Raw genomic sequence first — 18699 nt, 5'->3', positions numbered from 1 at the left:
CCTTGAAGCGACGCGGGCCGGCAGCACCGGCCCGTCGCGGAATCGTGTGGATTGTAGCATCGGGCGGGGCCCTGTCCGGCGCGGGAAAGCCCGCAGCGCGGAATGCGCAGGGCTGGATGCGGAAGCGGCCGTGGCATACTTCGCCACCTCGGCGTACCCCGGTACGCAACGGCGCACGACCTGATGACCTCTTCCCGCACCACGCTGTTTGCCTGTCTCGCCCTCATCGTTGTCACCCTGACCTGGGGCACCACCTTTCCCGCCATGAAAGCCGTTTCGCAACAGATGCCGGCCGGCATGATGGTGGGCGTGCGCTGGGCACTCGGCGCGCTGGCGCTGGCCCCTTTCATCCGATGGCGCGACCGCAGGCTCTGGCGCGACGCCGCCCTGCTCGCCACGCCACTGTTCCTGAGCTTCGTGCTGCAGGTGCTCGGGCTGACCTTCATGAGCGCGGGCCGCAATGCCTTCATTACGGCACTCAACGTGATCATGGTGCCGCTGATGATGCCGCTGCTGGGCGGCCGTATCGGAGGCAAGGTCTGGATCGCGACCGCCCTGGCCGGTCTGGGCATCGTGATCATGAGTTACGAGCAGAGCTCGGGCTGGCTGGGCGACACGCTCACCTTCGGCTGCGCCATTGCCTTTGCCTTCTACGTGCTGGCCATGGAGCGGTTTTCGCCGCGCCATCCGGCCCTGTCGCTGGCCGGTGCCCAGGCCGTCATGATGGCGGCGCTCTCACCGCTCTGGATTGCAGGCGAATGGCTGCACTGGGGTGCGGCCTATCCGGCCATGCTCGCTGGTACCGGCAAGGTATGGCTGGAGCTGCTTTATCTGGGTCTGATCTGCAGCGCCTTTTCGCTGATCCTGCAGACCTGGGCGCAAGCACGCGCGAGCGCGGTGCAGGCCGCCCTGATCTATGCTCTGGAGCCTTTTTTCGCAGCGCTCTTTGCCGCCTGGTGGCTGCATGAAGCGTTCGGGCCGCGCGCCATCGCGGGAGGCGTGCTGATCATCGTCGCGATGATCGTCTCGCAATGGCCGAGCCGACCGCATCAGGGCGCCGGGCACCCCCATGTGCCCAACTGAAGGCGTGCGCGGCGCCCTCCGGCAGCGGCTCAGAGCTGCCTGAACGCGTCCTCTGCCGCCGCCAGCGTGGCCGCAATATCCGTATCGGAATGCGCAGCCGAGACAAAGCCGGCCTCGAAAGCCGAGGGCGCCAGGTAATGGCCTGCCTCCAGCATCAGATGGAAGAAACGGTTGAAGCGCTCGCGGTCCGATGCCATGACGTCGGCAAAGCTCTGCGGCAACGCCGGGCTGAAATACAGGCCGAACATCGCGCCAACGGCCTGGGCCGAGAATGCGACGCCGTGCTTCGCGGCAGCCGAAGCAATGCCTGCCGCAAACGCAGCCGTCCGTGCCGACAGCGCTTCGTAGAAGCCGGGCTGGCGGATGAGACGCAAGGTAGCCAGGCCGGCCGCCACAGCCACCGGGCTTCCCGACAGCGTACCGGCCTGGTACACCGTGCCCAGCGGCGCGATCTTCTCCATGATCTCGCGCTTGCCGCCAAAGGCGCCCACGGGCATGCCGCCACCGATGATCTTGCCCAGCGTGGTCAGATCCGGGGTGATGTTGTAGAGCCCCTGCACACCCTGCAGGCCGACGCGGAAGCCGGTCATGACCTCATCGAAGATCAGTACCACGCCATGCTCGGTGCAGAGCGCGCGAAGGCGATCCATATAGGCCTGCGAGGGGCGCACCAGGTTCATGTTGCCGGCTACCGGCTCGATGATCACGCAGGCGATCTCGCTGCCGCGCGCGGCAAAGCATTCTTCCAGCGCGGGGATGCTGTTGTAATCGAGGACGAGGGTGTGCTTCGCGAAGTCTGCCGGCACGCCGCCCGAGGACGGGTTGCCGAAGGTCAGCAGCCCCGAGCCGGCCTTCACCAGCAGGCTGTCGGCATGGCCGTGGTAGCAGCCCTCGAACTTGACGATGGCATCGCGCCCGGTAAAACCGCGCGCCAGCCGGATGGCACTCATCGTGGCTTCGGTGCCCGATGACACCAGTCGCACCATCTCGATCGACGGCAGCAGCCCGATCAGCAACTCGGCCATTTCGATCTCGCGCTCGGTCGGTGCGCCGAAGGAAAGTCCGTCAAGGGCTGCACGCTGCACCGCCTCGACGACTTCGGGATGGGCATGGCCGAGAATCGCCGGCCCCCAGGATCCGACATAGTCTACATATTGCTTGCCATCGGCATCCCAGGTGTAGGCCCCCTGGGCGCGGGTCAGGAAGCGGGGCGTACCGCCCACCGAGCGGAAGGCACGAACCGGCGAATTCACGCCGCCGGGAATTGAACGCTGTGCGCGTTCGAAGAGTTCAGCATTCTTGGACATTTCGATGAAAACCGGGTGAGCGGGAGTTCGGGTCAGGCATATAGCGCAGCAAAGCGCGCGGCCTGCGCCCCGGGATCTCCGGATTGGTAAATGTCGGTGATGACGGCGAGCCAGTTGGCCCCCGCTTCGACCAGCGGCCGGGCATTGTCTGCGGTGATGCCGCCGATGCAGGCGACGCGGGCACCGAGTTCGCGCCGCGCGCGCCCGACAAGCGCCAGGGGTGCCGGCGGCGCGGCAGGCTTGGTCGGCGACGCGTACATGGCGCCGAAGGCCACATAGTCGGCGCCCGCCTGGTGCGCCGCACGCGCACGCTCGAAATCCCCGTAGCAGGACACCCCCGTCAGCAGACGGCCGCCACTGGCCCGGCGCACTTCGGAAACGTCACCATCGTCGCGACCGAGATGTACGCCATCAGCTTCCGCAGCCAGCGCCAGCGCCAGACTGTCATTGACGATGAAGACGCAGTCCAGCGCGCGGGTGAGTTCGCGCAAGGCGCGCGCCTGTTCGTGGCGGAGCGCTTCGTCAGCCGTCTTGTTGCGATACTGCAGGATCCGCGCGCCCCCCTGGATCGCGGCGCCACTGATCGCCAGCAGGCGCGCGGTGTCGGCCAGGTCCGGAGTGACGAGATAAAGCCCGTCCCTCATGACTTGGCCCAGTCGCACCAGCGGTTAGGCAGGTTGTGTCCCATGCCCAGACGCCAGCTCTGCGACAAGGTCTGCCAGGTGTAGGCCTGAGCGGCATGCGCCGCGGCAGAGAGCTCCATGCCCTGCGCCAGGAAGGCTGCCAGCGCAGCCGAAAGCGTGTCGTCAAACCCCCGCAGGCCGCCGCCCAGCCGTTCCCAGGCATCGGTGCGCAGCACTCCGCCTTCACCATGAAGCGTATTCACGAGCTGGGGGCCGGGCTGACTCGCACCGGTCAGCAGAACATTCGACGCGCCGAACTCGATCAGCCGCCGTGCGCATTCGGAACCGGTCAGGACGCTGTCCTGCTGCTCTTCCTCGTCGCTGACCAGCCTCAGGGCAAGTTCGCCATCCAGAACCAGCACGGTGCTGAGCGGCACGAGCAGCTCGCACAAGGCGCCGATCATCTCCTCTTCAGCCATCTGGTCGGTGAATGCGGGCAAACTCGGACAGCAGACCACCGGCAATTCGGGATAATCGGTCAGGATATCAGCGACTTCAGCTGCGTTTTCGGCACAGCCCAGACCGCCCACCTTGAATGCGTGAACCGGAATATCTTCAAGCAATGCGCGCGCCTGATCGGCCACCCAATCGCCATCCATCGGCTGGCTGGCCTCGATCCGGGAACTGTCCTGCACGGAATAGCCGGTCAGCACTGATAATGGATAGACGCCCAGAGCAGCGGCTGTCAGCAGGTCTGCCTGTACGCCTCCACCGGCAGTGGGGTCGGACATGGAAAAACTCAAAAGGACGCGCGGCGCAGGCAGATTGGGCATGTCAAACAAAATGCGGTAAAGGTCCGGCTGATTTTAACCGATTACCAGAGAAGCTCCGGCAGGCGAAAGCCGGCTGCAGCGCGCTCAGGCTGTATATTTGCTACACAAATCATGCCAGCTGTAACATCATGCGCCCTGCAGGGCACAGTGCTACAGCAAACTTGCTATAGTGTTTTGCAGCATGCGCGCGGAAAATGCATATCGAATGACCGCAGTCAGATGTCACGACGACAGTCTGCAGGCTCGTCACGGAAAGGGTTGAGAGGAGTTTAGCGTTGGCAGAACGAGCTGAAGTCTCGGGAACAAAAGTCATGGTGATTGATGACAGCAACACCATCCGCCGTAGCGCTGAGATCTTTCTCGCCCAGGCGGGCTATCAGGTCTTGCTCGCAGAGGATGGTTTCGATGCCCTGTCGAAAATCGCCGATCACCTTCCCGACCTGATCTTTGTGGACATCATGATGCCGCGTCTGGATGGCTATCAGACCTGTGCACTCATCAAGAAAAATCCGAAATTCTCCGGAACGCCGGTGATCATGCTCTCGTCCAAGGACGGCCTGTTTGATCGCGCCCGCGGCCGCATGGTCGGATCGGACGAGTACCTTACCAAGCCCTTTACAAAAGACAGCCTGCTGAAAGCCGTGTCGTTGCACATGGCGACCCGCGGGCAACGCTGACCTATCCACTGCTAGAGGTTTCCCCCATGGCTATCAAGAAAATCCTGGTCGTCGATGACTCCCCCACCGAACGTTTCGCGCTGATCGAATTCCTGTCCAAGCAGGGTTATTCGGTCGTCACCGCCGACAACGGCGAAGAAGGCGTGATCAAGGCCAAGGCCGAAATTCCCGACCTGATCCTGATGGATGTCGTCATGCCCGGCATCAACGGCTATCAGGCCACGCGCACGATTTCGCGCGAGGAAACCACCCGCCACATCCCGATCATCATGACCACCAGCAAGGATCAGGAAACAGACAAGATCTGGGGCATGCGCCAGGGTGCCTTCGACTACATGACCAAGCCGCTCGACCTCGACGGCTTGCTCCGCAAGATCCAGGCAATCGGCTGACATCACTAAAAGGATCTGTTGAATGGCCAAGCGCATCAGCCTGCGGGAGTTTCAACAGGATCTGACCAAACGGCTCGCCGAGATGAGCAACTCGGGTCGCCGGTCGGCCTTGCTGGCCGTCACGGCGGGCAGCGAGAACTGGCTGGTCGACCTGTCGGATGCCGGTGAAATCATTGCAGCCCCCAGCCTCACGGAAGTCCCGCTGACCCGGAACTGGTTCCGCGGACTCGCAAACGTTCGCGGCAACCTGTTCAGTGTGGTCGATCTCGCGGCCTTCAGCGGCGACCCCCTGCCACCGCTGACCAATGACTCGCGGATGATGCTGATCGGCACCAAGCACGGCCTGCATACCGCCCTGCTGGTGTCGCGGGCGCTGGGTTTGCGCAACCCCGATGATTTCGATGTGGATGAAACCTTCACCGACACCAGACCCTGGATCGGCGGCGCCCTGCGCGACAGCCAGAACCGTCTCTGGAAGAAGCTGATCATCCGCCCCCTGTTGTCCGACACCCGTTTCCTCGATGCAGGGGCGGATTTGCGCTGATCAACCAACCGAGCCGGCGATCCCGCTTTCCTGAGGAATCGCCTCAATCAAGACCGAATCTCCACACGCCCGCACCAATCGGAGCATACGAATGGCACTGAATCTCCCCGGCTTCCTGAATCGTTTCAAGGCCAAGTCCGCTCTGTCGGACTCCACAGAAATGGACGCCCGCGCAACGGTCGTAGAGCGTTCCGCATCGGATTCTGCCTCGGGCAGACGGTTCTCGCTGCCGGTCATCGGCTCGCGACCGCTGAACGAACAGATGCGGATTCTCGGCACGATTTTCGGTGTGCTGGTCGTGATCGTCGTGGCCCTGACCTTCTTCCAGCTCAGGTCCGCACGTCAGGGAACGGCTTTCGTGTCCGCAGCGGGTCAGATGGGTACGCTCTCCCAGACACTGGCAAAAGCCGCACAGCTCGCCGTGACCGGCGGACGTACCGGCTTCTCCGAACTGAAGGAAAGCCGTGAAAACTTCGAAGCCACGCTGAAAGCGATCACGGACGGCGGAGAAATCGACGGGACCGGCATCCCGGGCTCTCCCGGTGCCGTTCAGCCCCAGCTCAAGGCAGTGACCGAACTGTGGACCAAGCTGAACAAGGAAGCACTGGACGTTATCGGTCAGCAGGTCCAGATCGCACGTCTGGGTACCGCGGTCAGCAACATCAACAACAACAACGCCCAGCTGCTCGACTTTGCCGAGCAGGTGGCCCGTCTGAAACTCGAATCGCGCGGTTCCGCCCGTGATATCGAAACCTCAAACCAGATCGTGATGCTCTCGCAGCGGATGGCAAAGAACGCCAACGCGCTGCTGGCTGCGGACACTGTGGACCCGGAAGTGATCTTCCTGCTCGGTCGTGACTCCAACAGCTTTGACGAACTGCTGGAGCAGATCGGCGAAGGCATGGAAGGCGGTGACGCCGGCCAGAAGTACGAAAACCTCAAGCTCTACGGCACCAAGCACCAGATCGCCGTCGGCGGTATCCTGGCCAACGTTCAGCCGCTGCTGACCGCCAAGCACGCCGGCATCTCGATTTTTGACGGTTCCAGCAAGCTGCTGACCGCGATCGACGAACTGAAAGTCGCTTACAGCAAGGCGTTCACCGGCTTCAACATCTTCCTGATCGGTCTGCTGATTTCCGGTCCGCTGGCGCTGATCGCGCTGGTGCTGCTGGTCTGGGTCTATAACAACGACTTAGCCCTGCGTCGTGACGAAGCCGATCGCCAGCGCGTCGAGGCTGAAACCGACAAGAACAACACCCAGCAGGCCATTCTGCGTCTGATGAACGAAATGGGTGACCTGGCTGACGGTGACTTGACGATCCGCGCAACCGTGACCGAAGACGTGACGGGCGCCATCGCCGACTCAGTGAACTACACGATTGAAGAACTCTCGGTGCTGGTACGCCGGATTAACGACGCGGCCGGTCGCGTGACGATCGCAACCGAATCCGCCCAGCGCCTCTCGGGCGAACTGCTCGACGCTTCCGAGCGCCAGTCGCGTGAAATTACCCAGGCCGGTTCGCAGGTGCAGGAAATGGCCCGCTCGATGACCGCCGTTTCCGGCTCCGCACTCCAGACCGCACAGGTGGCACGCCGCTCGCTGGAAGCCGCGCGCAAGGGTGCGGACGCTGTGCAGAACTCCATCAAGGGCATGAACGAAATCCGCGAGCAGATCCAGGAAACCTCGAAGCGGATCAAGCGCCTCGGCGAATCCTCGCAGGAGATCGGTGAAATCGTGGAACTGATTTCCGACATTACCGAACAGACGAACGTTCTGGCTCTGAACGCCGCCATTCAGGCCGCATCCGCCGGTGAAGCCGGTCGCGGCTTCACGGTGGTTGCGGAAGAAGTGCAACGCCTCGCAGAACGCTCCGCCGAAGCAACGAAGCAGATCGCGGCGATCGTGAAGACCATTCAGACGGATACGGGCGATGCCGTGGCCGCTATGGAAAACTCGACCCGTGGTGTGGTGGAAGGAGCCAAGCTGTCTGACGCGGCCGGTCAGGCTCTGTCCGAGATCGGCGACGTGTCGGTGGAAATGGCAACCCTGGTTGAGAAGATCTCCTCCGATACGCAGCGTCAGGCCAACGTGGCAACCGAGGTGTCGGAAGCCATGCGCGGCATTCTCTCGATCAATGAATCCACCACCCGCGGCACCCAGCAGTCCGCGGTGTCTATCGGTCAGCTGGCCGACCTGGCAGTCGAACTGAAGGGTTCGGTGTCGGGCTTCAAGGTCTGATCCATACAGGGGGCGGTCACGATACCGCCCGTACCGCGCCCCCCGGTCTGATGACCGGGTCGAGGCGGTTGAGCCGAGTCTCAAGAAGAGGCAATAGATGAGCCCTAGCAACGAGTTTGATGTCGCGCCCCTGACTTGGGTGAAAGGCGAGATTGACACGGCCCTGAATTCAGCCCGGGAGCGCCTGGAAGAAGTTCTGGCCGACCCGTCACAGCGCGAGCCGCTGCGATTCGCACAAAGTCACGTTCACCAGGCAAGCGGGGCACTCTCCATCGTTGGCCTTGACGGGGTTTCCCAGTTTGCGGAAGCCATCGACAAGCTGCTGTCCGGCATGGCTTCAGGCGAAATCGGCAGCACCCCCGAAAATGTCGCACTGAGCATCCGCTGCGTGGGCATGCTTGGCAACTATGTCAATGAAGTTTCCGCCGGCGCCCCGCACCAGCCGCTCCGCCTGCTGCCGGCCTACACCGATCTCGCGAAAGCACGCGGCGCGGATGCGCCGCAGCCCTCCGAGCTCTTCTTCCCCGACCTCAGCGTGCGTCCGCAGCTCGACAAGTCGGAAAGCATCGCACCGGAACGCGCCGCACATGAGCTGCGCGTGCTGCGTGGCCGTTTCGAGAAGGGCCTGCTGAACTGGATCCGCAAGCCGCAGGACACCGCCGGCCCGATGGAAATGCTCTCCGCGGTTCATCGCATCGAGCAGATCCAGTCGCTGCCCGCCACGCGCGCGTTCTGGTGGGCATCCATTGCCTTCTTCGAAGGCCTGACGCTCCAGGCCATTCCGGCCGATCGTCCGGCCCAGCGGCTCTGCCGCCGCATTGACACGCAGATGCGCCGCTTGATGGAAGGCTCGCAGATCGTCGCGGATCGTCTGGTCCGCGATGTGCTGTATTTCGTGGCAACGTCCGGGTTCGATTCCGAACACGCCCGCGCAGTTCGCCAGACCTACGGTCTGGATCGCGTCCTGCCACCGTCTGACGTGGAACTGTCCGACACCCTGCGTCAGCCCTTCGCACTCAAGGTTCGCGAATCGCTTGAGCAGGCAAAGGAATCCTGGAACCGGTTCTGCGCCGGTTCTGCCGTGGCGCTGCCCCAGTTCCAGGAGCAGCTGGCCGAGCTGCTGCAACGCATCGAGCCGATGCGCATCTCGCAGGTGGATCGCCTGCTGGAAGGCCTCGCCGAAGCAGTGACCTGGCTGCGTGCAGATCCCCTGCGACTCAATGACGACTTCTCGATGGAAGTCGCGACCAGCCTGCTGGTCATCGAGCAGGCCTGTGAATCCCCGAATGCCGACCCGGCGCTGCTGCGCCGTCAGGTCGATCTCTTGTGCAACCAGTTCAGCGCCCGCGTAAGGGGCGACGCCGTCATGGAGCTGGACGCCTCGCCCTTCGGCGAAGCATCGCGGCGTGCGCAGGAGCGCCAGTTCTTTAATCAGCTCGCCCGGGAGGTGATGACCAATCTGGGGCAGATCGAGCAGAGCCTGGACAGCTTCTTCCGCAACCCGGCCCAGCGCGACGGTCTCGCCGCACTGGCCGGCCCGCTCAAGCAGATCGAAGGCGCGTTCGCGGTCCTGGGCGACATGCAGGCCGTCGAACTCGTGACGCGCAGCGCAGCCGAAATTTCGCGATTTGCGGCCCAGGATGATGTACCCAGTCAGGAAGAGTTCGATGCCCTTGCGCACCAGCTCTCCGCCCTGGGCTTTTACGTGGAGGCACTGAGGTCGGGTTCAGCCCGCCTCGAGCGATTTCTGAATCCGGCCGCAACCCTCGTTGAAGAAGAAGTTGTCAGCGCCGTCCAGAACACCGTCGAAGCCCAGCTCGAACGTGAAACCCGGGAAACCCACAATCTGGTCGAGGCCCTGCGCGAAGCGCCGGAAGACGAAGGCCTGCGCCAGCAGCTCGTCAGCAGTCTCGAATCGATCCGGGAAGACGCCCAGCTGGTCGCTGATGCAGACCTCGAACAGAAGGCCCGGGAAGCACTGGCCAGCCTGAAATCGGGTGAAGCAGACCAGGAAAAACTCGTTCAGGCCTTCGCCGCCCCGGCAGCACCGGCTTCGCCTGCGCCCTCCGAAAGCACCGCTCGCCTGCTTGAGGCCAGCGAGCAGGAGGTCGACGCGGAACTGCTCGAGATCTTCCTCGAGGAAGCCGTCGAAGTACTCGCAACCATTGCCGAGAACCGCAACAAGATCATCGGCGCTCCGCATGACGTCGATGCGCTCACGACCGTGCGTCGCGGTTATCACACCCTGAAGGGCTCCAGCCGCATGGTCGGACTGGTCGACTTCTCTGAAGCCGCCCGCCACGTCGAGATGGCCATGAACCGCTGGCTGCAGATGGAACGTAGCGCGGACGCGAGCCTCATCTCGATGATCGACAACGGCTGCCTGACCTTCGGTGCCTGGGTCGAGCAACTCCAGGCCGGCGGTTCCCTGTACAGGGATGCCGATGCACTGATCGCCGAGGCCCAGGCTGTTCTGGCATCGATGGACGCTCCGGCGGACGAATCCGCAATCAGCGCCCCGCCAGCCCCTGCCGCACCCGTTTTGACGCCGGCAGCCAGCGCTGAAAGCTCCCTGCTCAAGACAACGCTCGCGCCGGTATTCGTATCCTCCGAATCCCAGGAACTGGTTGAAGAGGCCGCTCAGGGCGACTCCGAACTGGACCTGACCAGCACCCTGCTTGAACTCGACCTGGCTTCGATCTCCTCCGGCGAGCATCAGGACATGGTCGTCGATCTGGCCGCGACGGACTTCGAAGGCGATGCCCTGCGCGCCTTCAGCGAAGAATTCGGCGAGCAGGCCGGCGATGAAGCCGCCAGTCAGCAAGCCGGGCGCTTTGTACCGCCGGTCGAGCAGTCCCTCGATTCGCTCGATCTGGAATTCGACCTGGATGACCTCGACACCGAAATGGCGGTCTCGGAATCCGGCAGCAGCGCCCTCAGCATCGATACACAGTCCGAGGCGGCTGCTGTTGAAGCCCAGCCCGCTGAAGAAGCTCCGGTCGAGATCGACCTGACCGCGTCCATGACCGGTGGCGACCTCGATGAGCTCCTGCTGGACGACGCCGAAACGGAAATCGACCTGACGGCCACCAACCTCGCCGTGAGCGAGCCGGAGGCGGAAGAGGTCCTGCCGGCCGAAGACCTGCTTGCGCCGATCGAGATCGACAGTGAAGTGCCGCCGGAAGCGGTGGCGCCCCTGGAGCTCGCCAGCCTCGCGCCCGACACATCCGCCGAAGAGACCAGCGCCGCAGACGCTTCCGTGCAGCCTGACGAATCCGCCCTCACCGAGCTGCTCGCACCGGTCACGGCGGAGGCCGACGAAAGCCTGCCCGTCCTCACCGACGAAGCCGAAGCGCTCGATGCGGCCGGCATTTCTGAAGTGCCGACTCAAGCGGAGCCGGCAGCGCCCACCGGATTTGAAGCCCCCGAAGCGGCAGCCCCTGCAGAAGAAGAGTTGTTCGAGATTGCCATTGATGACTCGGATCCTCATGTGGATCTGCCGATCATCAATCTGAGCAGTCTTGGTGCCCCGCGTCCGGTGTCGGTCAGCGAAGCGCCTGCGGCGGAAGTCGTCACGGATGCGGAGGTCAGCATTGGCGACCAGGTGCTGTCGAGAGGTCTTTATGACCTCTACATTGCCGAAGCGCGCCAGCTGCTCGATAACCTGCTGGATGAGCACACCCGCCTGGCCGGCAATCCGCTGAGGGTTCCGACCATCGACGCCTTGCGCGCCGCACACACCCTGGCCGGCATCTCGGGAACAGCCCGCATCGAATCCGCCTATGCCCTGGGCAAGGCACTCGAGCACGCGCTGCACCGCTTCACCGACGTGAATACGCCGCCGCTCCCGGCGCAGACCGATGTTTTCGGCACCGCAATCGTGACGCTCGACGGCATGCTGGCCGAGGTGGTGCACTACGTGATGCCGCTGGAAACGCCCGATCTGATCGAGCAGCTGCGTCAGCTCCAGCCGGTCACGGCAGACGCTCCGGCGGAAGCAGCGGAACCCGAGGCCGCAGCACCGGAAGTCGCTCCGCCCGAAGAGCTGCGCGTCGATGCCGAAATCGCCGAAGCCATTGCGCGCATGCCGACGCCGGAGGAATCCTCCGTCGGTCAGCATGACGAGCTGGATGAACAACTGCTGCCCATCTTCTTCGAAGAAGCGGAAGAGCTCAGCGATGCGATTGCCGGCGTACTGCGCGACATGCGCGCCGATCCGGCAGACACCGCAGCCCAGCAGGCCCTCGCTCGTCATCTGCATACCTTCAAGGGCAGCGCACGGATGGCTGGCGCCATGCGTCTGGGTCAGTACATCCACAACATCGAAAGCCATCTCGAGGACAGCCTGCGCCAGGACGCCGTCGGCGCCGCGCTGGTCGACGAACTCGAGAATGGGCTGGATCACATTGCCAGCCAGATCGAAGCACTGAAAAATCCGCCCGCTGTCACGACGGAACAGGATGCCGGCCTCGAAGCGGAAGCGCTTGTCGAAACTCCGCAAGCTGTTCCGGCCGCAACCGCAAATGTCAGCGAAGCGCCCGTCGCACCGGCAACGGTCAGCGCTGCACTGAGCCCGGCCGTCATGCCCAGCCCGGTTTTCGACGACCTCGAAACCGCGCAGCCGCAGCAGCGCGCACCGCTGCGCGTGAAGGCCGACATGATCGACCGCTTCGTTAACGAAGCCGGCGAAGTTTCGATTGCGCGAACCCGGATCGAAGGCGAACTGCGCGTGCTGCGCCGATCGCTGCTCGATCTGACCGAAAACGTGATCCGTCTGCGCAACCAGTTGCGTGAAGTCGAAATCCAGGCCGAATCGCAGATGCAGTCCCGCATCGCGCAGGCCGAAGCCCAGCACGGCGGCAACTTCGACCCGCTCGAGTTCGACCGTTTCACCCGCCTGCAGGAACTGACCCGGATGATGGCCGAGTCGGTAGGTGACGTCACCACGATCCAGCAGAACCTGCTGCGCAACCTCGATGGCGCTGACGCGGCATTGCATGCCCAGGGTCGTCTGTCGCGCGATCTGCAGCAGGCGCTGATGGGTGTGCGGATGGTGCCTTTCGAGGAACTCTCCGACCGTCTGTATCGCGTCGTCCGCCAGACCGCAAAGGAACTCGGCAAGCGCGCCAACCTCGATATCCAGGGCGGCTCGATCGAAATCGACCGCGGCGTGCTCGACCGCATGACCGCACCGCTGGAGCACCTGCTGCGCAACGCGATCGCTCACGGCATCGAACTGCCCGAAGTGCGCTCGGCCGCAGGCAAGCCGGAGTTCGGCCAGATCACCCTGCGCCTGACCCAGCTTTCCAACGAAATCGCACTGGAACTCGCCGACGACGGCAAGGGCCTGGACTATGCGCGCATCCTGGCACGTGGTCAGGCTGTCGGCCTGATCGGTCCGGATGAGCAGCCCAACGAAAACCGCCTGACCCAGCTGATTTTCGAACCCGGCTTCTCCACCGCAGAAAGCGTGTCCGGCGTTGCCGGACGCGGCGTCGGCATGGACGTGGTGAAGAACGAAACCCTGTCGGTCGGCGGTCGCATCGAGATTGCCTCCGAGCCCAACAAGGGTTCGCGCTTCCTGATCCATCTGCCGCTGACCCTGGCCGTAACCCAGGCGCTGCTGGTGCGCTCGGGCGAGCGCACCTATGCCATTCCGTCGAACATGGTCGAGCAGGCACTCGAGCTGAAGGAAGCCGCACTCGCCGAAGTTCGCGCCAAGGGCTATGTCGACTGGAAGGAAGCGCGCTACCCGCTGACCTATCTGCCGCGCCTCCTCGGCAATGTGCATGCGCAGCCCCTGCCCGCTCGCTACCAGTGGGTCCTGCTGGTCCGCGCCGGCAACCAGACGCTGGCGGTGCATATCGACGAACTGCGTGGCAACCAGGAAATCGTGGTCAAGAACGCAGGCCCGCAGTTCGTGCGTCTGCAGGGTTACTCCGGCGCCACGGTGCTGGCGGACGGTGAAATCTCGCTGATTCTGAACCCGGTTGCATTGGCGGCCCGCCAGACCGCAACGGTCGGTACCGAAAGCGAAGCGCAGGCAGCCGATACGGCTTACACCGAAGCGGAGCAGACCAAGATCCCGTCCATCATGGTGGTCGACGATTCGCTCACGGTGCGCAAGATCACCAGCCGCCTGCTCGAACGCGAAGGCTTCCAGGTGGTCACCGCGAAGGACGGCGTCGATGCGCTCGAACAGCTCGTCGAGTACAAGCCGGACGTCATGCTGCTGGACATCGAAATGCCGCGCATGGACGGTTTCGATCTGGCCCGCAACGTGCGCGCAGATGCCCGCCTGAAGGACGTGCCGATCATCATGATCACCTCGCGCATGGCCGACAAGCACCGCAACTACGCGATGGAAATCGGCGTCAATCACTACCTCGGCAAGCCGTATCAGGAAGAGCAGTTGCTCGAACTGATCACCAGCTTCATCGCCGCCCAGCGCAGCAACTGAGCCTCAGCTGCCGCGCAACGGCACACCCGGCCGGCCCGCTCTGCGGGCCGGCTTTGTTTTGTGGGGGCCGTGCAAATCCGGACCGCTGCCGTGACATATTCGTGCCTCGCGCTGCGCAAAAAGTAAGCACCTCTCAATCCTGATCCGCTAGAATTCGTCCCTTCGCGCACGCTTTTCATCTCCCTCCCCCGTACCATGGAATTCGCAGGTGTCCCGTTGAAAAACAGCCTGTTCGTCGCCCCCATGGCGGGCGTCACGGACCGGCCCTTCAGGCAGCTCTGCCGGCAGCTCGGCGCGGACATCGCAGTCTCCGAGATGGTCACATCGAACGCCCAGCTCTACGCCAGCAACAAGACCCGCCGGCGCACCGACCATCGCGGCGAAACAGGCCCGATTTCGGTCCAGATCGCGGGAGCCGATCCGGCGATGATGGCAACTGCGGCCCGGTTCAATGCGGACAACGGCGCCCAGATCATCGACATCAACATGGGCTGCCCGGCCAAGAAGGTCTGCAATGTGGCGGCGGGCTCGGCCCTGATGCGCGACGAGAAACTGGTGGCACGCATCCTCGAGGCCGTGGTGAGCGCGGTACCCGAACTCCCGGTCAGCCTCAAGTTCCGCACCGGCTGGGATCGCGAGCACCGCAACGCGCCGACGATCGCACGCATCGCGGAAGAGTCCGGCATCCGGCTCATCGCGATTCACGGCCGCACCCGCGCGGATCTCTACATGGGTGAAGCCGAATACGACACGATCGCCGAGGTGAAGTCGCGAGCGGGCATCCCGGTCATCGCGAACGGCGATATCGATTCGCCGCGCAAGGCCAGATTCGTTCTCGAATACACCGGGGCTGACGGCGTGATGATCGGCCGCGCAGCGCAGGGCAGACCGTGGATCTTCCGCGAGATCGCTCACTACCTTGCCACCGGCGAAGAGCTGCCCCCGCCGGAAGTCGCCGAGGTTCACGCCATCTGCCGCCGTCATCTGGCGGAGCTGCATGCCTTCTATGGCGGGATTGCCGGCGTACGCGTGGCCCGCAAGCATCTGGGCTGGTATACGCGCGGCATTGCCGGCTCGCATGCGTTCCGTCAGCACATGAACCAGCTCGAAACCGAAGCCGGGCAATTCGAAGCGCTCGACGAATTCTTCAACCACCAGGCCAGGCTCTCGCCGCGCCTGCAATACGATCCCGGCCTCGCAGCCGGGATGGAAGTCCTTGCAGCATGAACAAGAAAAACGACATCGCCCAGAGCGTCAGCTACGCGCTCGACCGTTACTTCGCCGACCTTGATGGCGAGAAGCCTGCCAACATCTATGACATGGTCATGCGCCAGGTCGAGCGTCCGCTGCTCGAATCCGTCATGGGTCGGGTGGGCAACAACCAGACCCAGGCTGCCGAGATCCTCGGCATCACCCGCAACACCCTGCGACGCAAGCTGACCGATCACGGTCTGCTCTGAGCCCGCCGCCTTTTCTACCCTGTCATTCCCGAACCAGGTCAAGCCATGAAAGTCACCCAAGCCCTCCTGAGCGTCTCCGACAAGACCGGCGTCGTCGAGTTTGCACGCGAACTCGCCGCCCTCGGCGTCGAACTCCTGTCCACCGGCGGTACCGCCAAGGCTCTGCGCGATGCAGGCCTGGACGTCACCGACGTCGGCGACTACACCGGCTTTCCGGAAATGCTCGATGGTCGCGTGAAAACCCTGCACCCCAAGGTGCACGGCGGCATCCTTGCCCGTCGCGACATGAAGGAGCATCTGGACACCATCGACGCGCATCACATCCCGCGCATCGATCTGGTGGTGGTGAATCTCTACCCCTTCCAGGCCACTGTTGCCAAGGCCGGTTGCACGCTGGCCGACGCAATCGAGAACATCGACATCGGCGGCCCGACCATGGTCCGTGCGGCCGCAAAGAACCACGGCAATGAAGCCGGCGGCGTCGGCATCGTGACCGACCCGACCGACTATGCCGGCATCATCGCCGAGCTCAAGTCCAACGCCGGCACGCTGAGCCACAAGACCCGCTTCGAGCTGGCTCGCAAGGCCTTCACCCACACGGCCCGCTATGACTCGGCCATCGCCAACTGGCTGACCGCGGTGAACGCAGACAAGCTCGACGACGCGGCGGCACCGGAACGCGCCGAATACCCCACCCGGCTGCAACTGGCGTTCGACAAGGTTCAGGATCTGCGCTACGGCGAGAACCCGCACCAGACTGCCGCGTTCTATCGTGATCTCGCCTCCCCCGCCGGCGGCATCGGCAGCTACACCCAGCTGCAGGGCAAGGAGCTTTCCTACAACAACATCGCTGATTCGGACGCTGCCTGGGAATGCGTGAAGGCCTTCGACACCGCAGCCGTGGCCTGCGTGATCGTCAAGCATGCCAACCCCTGCGGCGTGGCGCTGGGTGCGACGGCGGAAGAAGCCTATCGCAAGGCGTTCTCGACCGACCCGACCTCGGCCTTCGGCGGCATCATTGCCTTCAATGCCGAAGTCGACAGGGCCACGGCCGAAGCCATCTCCGGTCAGTTCATGGAAGTCTGCATCGCCCCGTCCTACACCGCCGAAGCGCTCGAACTGCTGGCCGTGAAGAAGAACGTGCGCGTGCTGACCTGCCCGCTCGGCAAGATCAGCCAGACCGATTACAAGCGCGTGGCGGGTGGTCTGCTGGTGCAGACTTATGACGACGCCGTGCTGACCGAAGCCGACCTGAAGGTCGTCACCAAGCGTGCGCCGACGCCAAAGGAGCTCTCCGATCTGCTCTTCGCCTGGCGCGTCGCCAAGTACGTGAAGTCCAACGCCATCGTGTATTGCCGTGACGGCATGACCGTTGGCGTCGGCGCCGGCCAGATGAGCCGCGTGGATTCCGCGCGCATTGCGAAGATCAAGGCCGAGAACGCCGGACTGGTGATCCCGGGCTGCGTGGTCGCGTCCGATGCCTTCTTCCCCTTCCGTGATGGTCTCGACGTACTGGCCCAGGCCGGTGCGACCGCCGTGATCCAGCCGGGCGGCTCGATGCGTGATGCGGAAGTCATCGCCGCGGCCGACGAGCAGAACGTCGCCATGGTGTTCACCGGCTTCCGCCATTTCCGTCACTGATCCTGCAGTGGTTGCGGACAGCCCGGCTGTCCGCCCGCCCCCCAGCCAAGAATACCCATACATCATGAAAATCCTCGTCATCGGCTCCGGCGGTCGCGAACACGCGCTGGCCTGGAAGCTTGCCCAGTCCAAGCGTGTGCAGAAGGTCTTCGTTGCGCCCGGTAACGCCGGCACCGCGCTCGAACCCGAACTCGAAAACGTGGCGGCCAGCACCATCCCGGAATGGATTGCCTTCGTGAAGAAGGAAGGCATCGGCATGACCGTGGTCGGCCCCGAAGCGCCACTCGCCGCTGGCGTGGTGGACGCCTTCCGCGCCGAAGGCCTGCCGATCTTCGGCCCGACGAAGGCTTGTGCGCAGCTCGAATCCTCGAAGGATTTCGCCAAGCAGTTCCTCGTTCGCCACAACATCCCGACCGCGAAGTACCAGACCTTTACCGATGCCGCCGAGGCTCACGCCTATGTGGATCGCGAAGGCGCGCCGATCGTGATCAAGGCCGACGGTCTCGCTGCCGGCAAGGGCGTGGTGGTGGCGATGACCCTCGTCGAAGCGCACGAAGCGATCGACATGATGCTGGTGGGCAACAGCATGGGGGACGCCGGCGCGCGCGTGGTGATCGAGGAGTTCATGCAGGGCGAGGAGGCCAGCTTCATCGTCATGGCAGACGGCCGCCATGCGCTGGCGATGGCCACCAGCCAGGATCACAAGCGCCTGAAGGACGGCGATCAGGGTCCGAACACCGGCGGCATGGGCGCCTATTCGCCGGCGCCGGTCGTCACCCCGCAGATCCATGCACGCGTCATGCGCGAGATCATCAATCCGACGCTCGCCGGCATGGCCGCAGACGGTCTGCCCTACAGCGGCTTCCTGTATGCCGGGCTGATGATCGACGAATCGGGTGCGCCGCGCGTGGTGGAATTCAACTGCCGCTTCGGCGACCCGGAGACGCAGCCGATCATGATGCGTCTGAAGACCGATCTGGTGGATCTGGTCGAGGCCGCGATTGCCGGCAAGCTCGACACTGCCGAGGCCGACTGGGACCGTCGCGTGGCGCTGGGCGTGGTACTCGCTGCGGGGGGCTACCCCGAAGCGCCGCGCAAGGGCGACGTGATCTCCGGCCTCGACAGCAAGGTGGAAGACGCCCATGTCTTCCATGCCGGCACCACGATGCAGGATGGCAAGGTGGTCTCTTCCGGCGGTCGCGTGCTGTGTGTCACAGCCCTGGGCGACTCGGTGCGCGAAGCGCAGGCGCGTGCCTATGAACTCACCGGGCAGATCCGTTTCGAGGGCATGCAGTACCGCCGCGACATCGGCCACCGTGGCCTCAGCAAACGCTGAGTCTTCCACTTCCCGCAAGAAAAGCGCCTCGCGAAAGCCAGGCGCTTTTTTCATGCGCTGCGTGACTTAACGGCACGCGTTTGCTTTTTTTCAACTTCCCTCGC

The 18699-nt window shown here is 63.8% G+C and carries 13 protein-coding genes; 10 read left to right on the top strand and 3 right to left on the bottom strand.

Annotated elements, in window-relative coordinates:
* Positions 1 to 183: 183 nt before the first annotated feature.
* A complete protein-coding gene (locus ABDB87_RS08310) occupies positions 184 to 1083 on the top strand; it encodes a DMT family transporter (protein ID WP_345925860.1) in 900 nt (299 codons plus the stop codon).
* Positions 1084 to 1112: 29 nt separating this feature from the next.
* Here ABDB87_RS08310 and hemL read toward each other — a convergent pair whose 3' ends face one another.
* The 3 genes from hemL to thiD are packed head-to-tail and all read right to left on the bottom strand — an operon-like array spanning position 1113 to position 3804.
* Positions 1113 to 2390 (bottom strand): glutamate-1-semialdehyde 2,1-aminomutase, encoded by a 1278-nt coding sequence (hemL, locus tag ABDB87_RS08305; RefSeq protein ID WP_345925858.1) that lies wholly within the window; start codon positions 2388 to 2390, stop codon positions 1113 to 1115.
* Positions 2391 to 2422: 32 nt separating this feature from the next.
* Positions 2423 to 3034, bottom strand: coding sequence for a thiamine phosphate synthase (gene thiE / locus ABDB87_RS08300; RefSeq protein ID WP_345925856.1), 612 nt, complete (start codon positions 3032 to 3034; stop codon positions 2423 to 2425).
* Entirely contained in the window at positions 3031 to 3804 is a 774-nt protein-coding gene (gene thiD, locus ABDB87_RS08295) for a bifunctional hydroxymethylpyrimidine kinase/phosphomethylpyrimidine kinase (RefSeq protein ID WP_345925854.1), read from the bottom strand. The genes thiE and thiD overlap by 4 nt, the downstream gene beginning before the upstream one ends.
* A 353-nt stretch (positions 3805 to 4157) precedes the next feature.
* Here thiD and ABDB87_RS08290 point away from each other — a divergent pair, with 353 nt between their 5' ends.
* The 9 genes from ABDB87_RS08290 to purD all read left to right on the top strand — a co-directional run bounded on the left by ABDB87_RS08290 (position 4158) and on the right by purD (position 18595).
* Positions 4158 to 4523, top strand: coding sequence for a response regulator (locus ABDB87_RS08290; RefSeq protein ID WP_345925852.1), 366 nt, complete (start codon positions 4158 to 4160; stop codon positions 4521 to 4523).
* A gap of 26 nt (positions 4524 to 4549) precedes the next feature.
* Entirely contained in the window at positions 4550 to 4915 is a 366-nt protein-coding gene (locus tag ABDB87_RS08285) for a response regulator transcription factor (protein WP_345925850.1), read from the top strand.
* 22 nt (positions 4916 to 4937) lie between these two features.
* Positions 4938 to 5459, top strand: a complete 522-nt coding sequence (locus ABDB87_RS08280) for a chemotaxis protein CheW (protein WP_345925849.1) — start codon at positions 4938 to 4940, stop codon at positions 5457 to 5459.
* A gap of 91 nt (positions 5460 to 5550) precedes the next feature.
* The gene (locus ABDB87_RS08275; protein ID WP_345925847.1) at positions 5551 to 7698 is read left to right on the top strand and encodes a methyl-accepting chemotaxis protein; all 2148 of its coding nucleotides are present in this window, start codon (positions 5551 to 5553) and stop codon (positions 7696 to 7698) included.
* Between the two features lie 97 nt (positions 7699 to 7795).
* Entirely contained in the window at positions 7796 to 14158 is a 6363-nt protein-coding gene (locus ABDB87_RS08270) for a FimL-related protein (protein ID WP_345925844.1), read from the top strand.
* A 195-nt stretch (positions 14159 to 14353) separates the two neighbouring features.
* Positions 14354 to 15385: a tRNA dihydrouridine synthase DusB gene (gene dusB, locus ABDB87_RS08265; protein ID WP_345925842.1), complete on the top strand. Its 1032-nt coding sequence runs from the start codon at positions 14354 to 14356 to the stop codon at positions 15383 to 15385.
* Positions 15382 to 15618, top strand: coding sequence for a helix-turn-helix domain-containing protein (locus tag ABDB87_RS08260; protein ID WP_345925840.1), 237 nt, complete (start codon positions 15382 to 15384; stop codon positions 15616 to 15618). Before dusB ends, ABDB87_RS08260 begins: the two co-directional genes overlap by 4 nt.
* A 45-nt stretch (positions 15619 to 15663) precedes the next feature.
* Positions 15664 to 17259 carry a bifunctional phosphoribosylaminoimidazolecarboxamide formyltransferase/IMP cyclohydrolase gene (gene purH / locus ABDB87_RS08255; protein ID WP_345925838.1) on the top strand — a complete coding sequence of 532 codons (1596 nt, stop codon included), beginning with the start codon at positions 15664 to 15666 and terminating at the stop codon, positions 17257 to 17259.
* 64 nt (positions 17260 to 17323) lie between these two features.
* A complete protein-coding gene (gene purD, locus ABDB87_RS08250) occupies positions 17324 to 18595 on the top strand; it encodes a phosphoribosylamine--glycine ligase (RefSeq protein WP_345925836.1) in 1272 nt (423 codons plus the stop codon).
* Positions 18596 to 18699 lie beyond the last annotated feature (104 nt).

The organism is Uliginosibacterium paludis, from assembly GCF_039631355.1.
Lineage (GTDB): Bacteria > Pseudomonadota > Gammaproteobacteria > Burkholderiales > Rhodocyclaceae > Uliginosibacterium > Uliginosibacterium paludis.
This window is presented reverse-complemented; position numbering and strand designations above follow the sequence as displayed.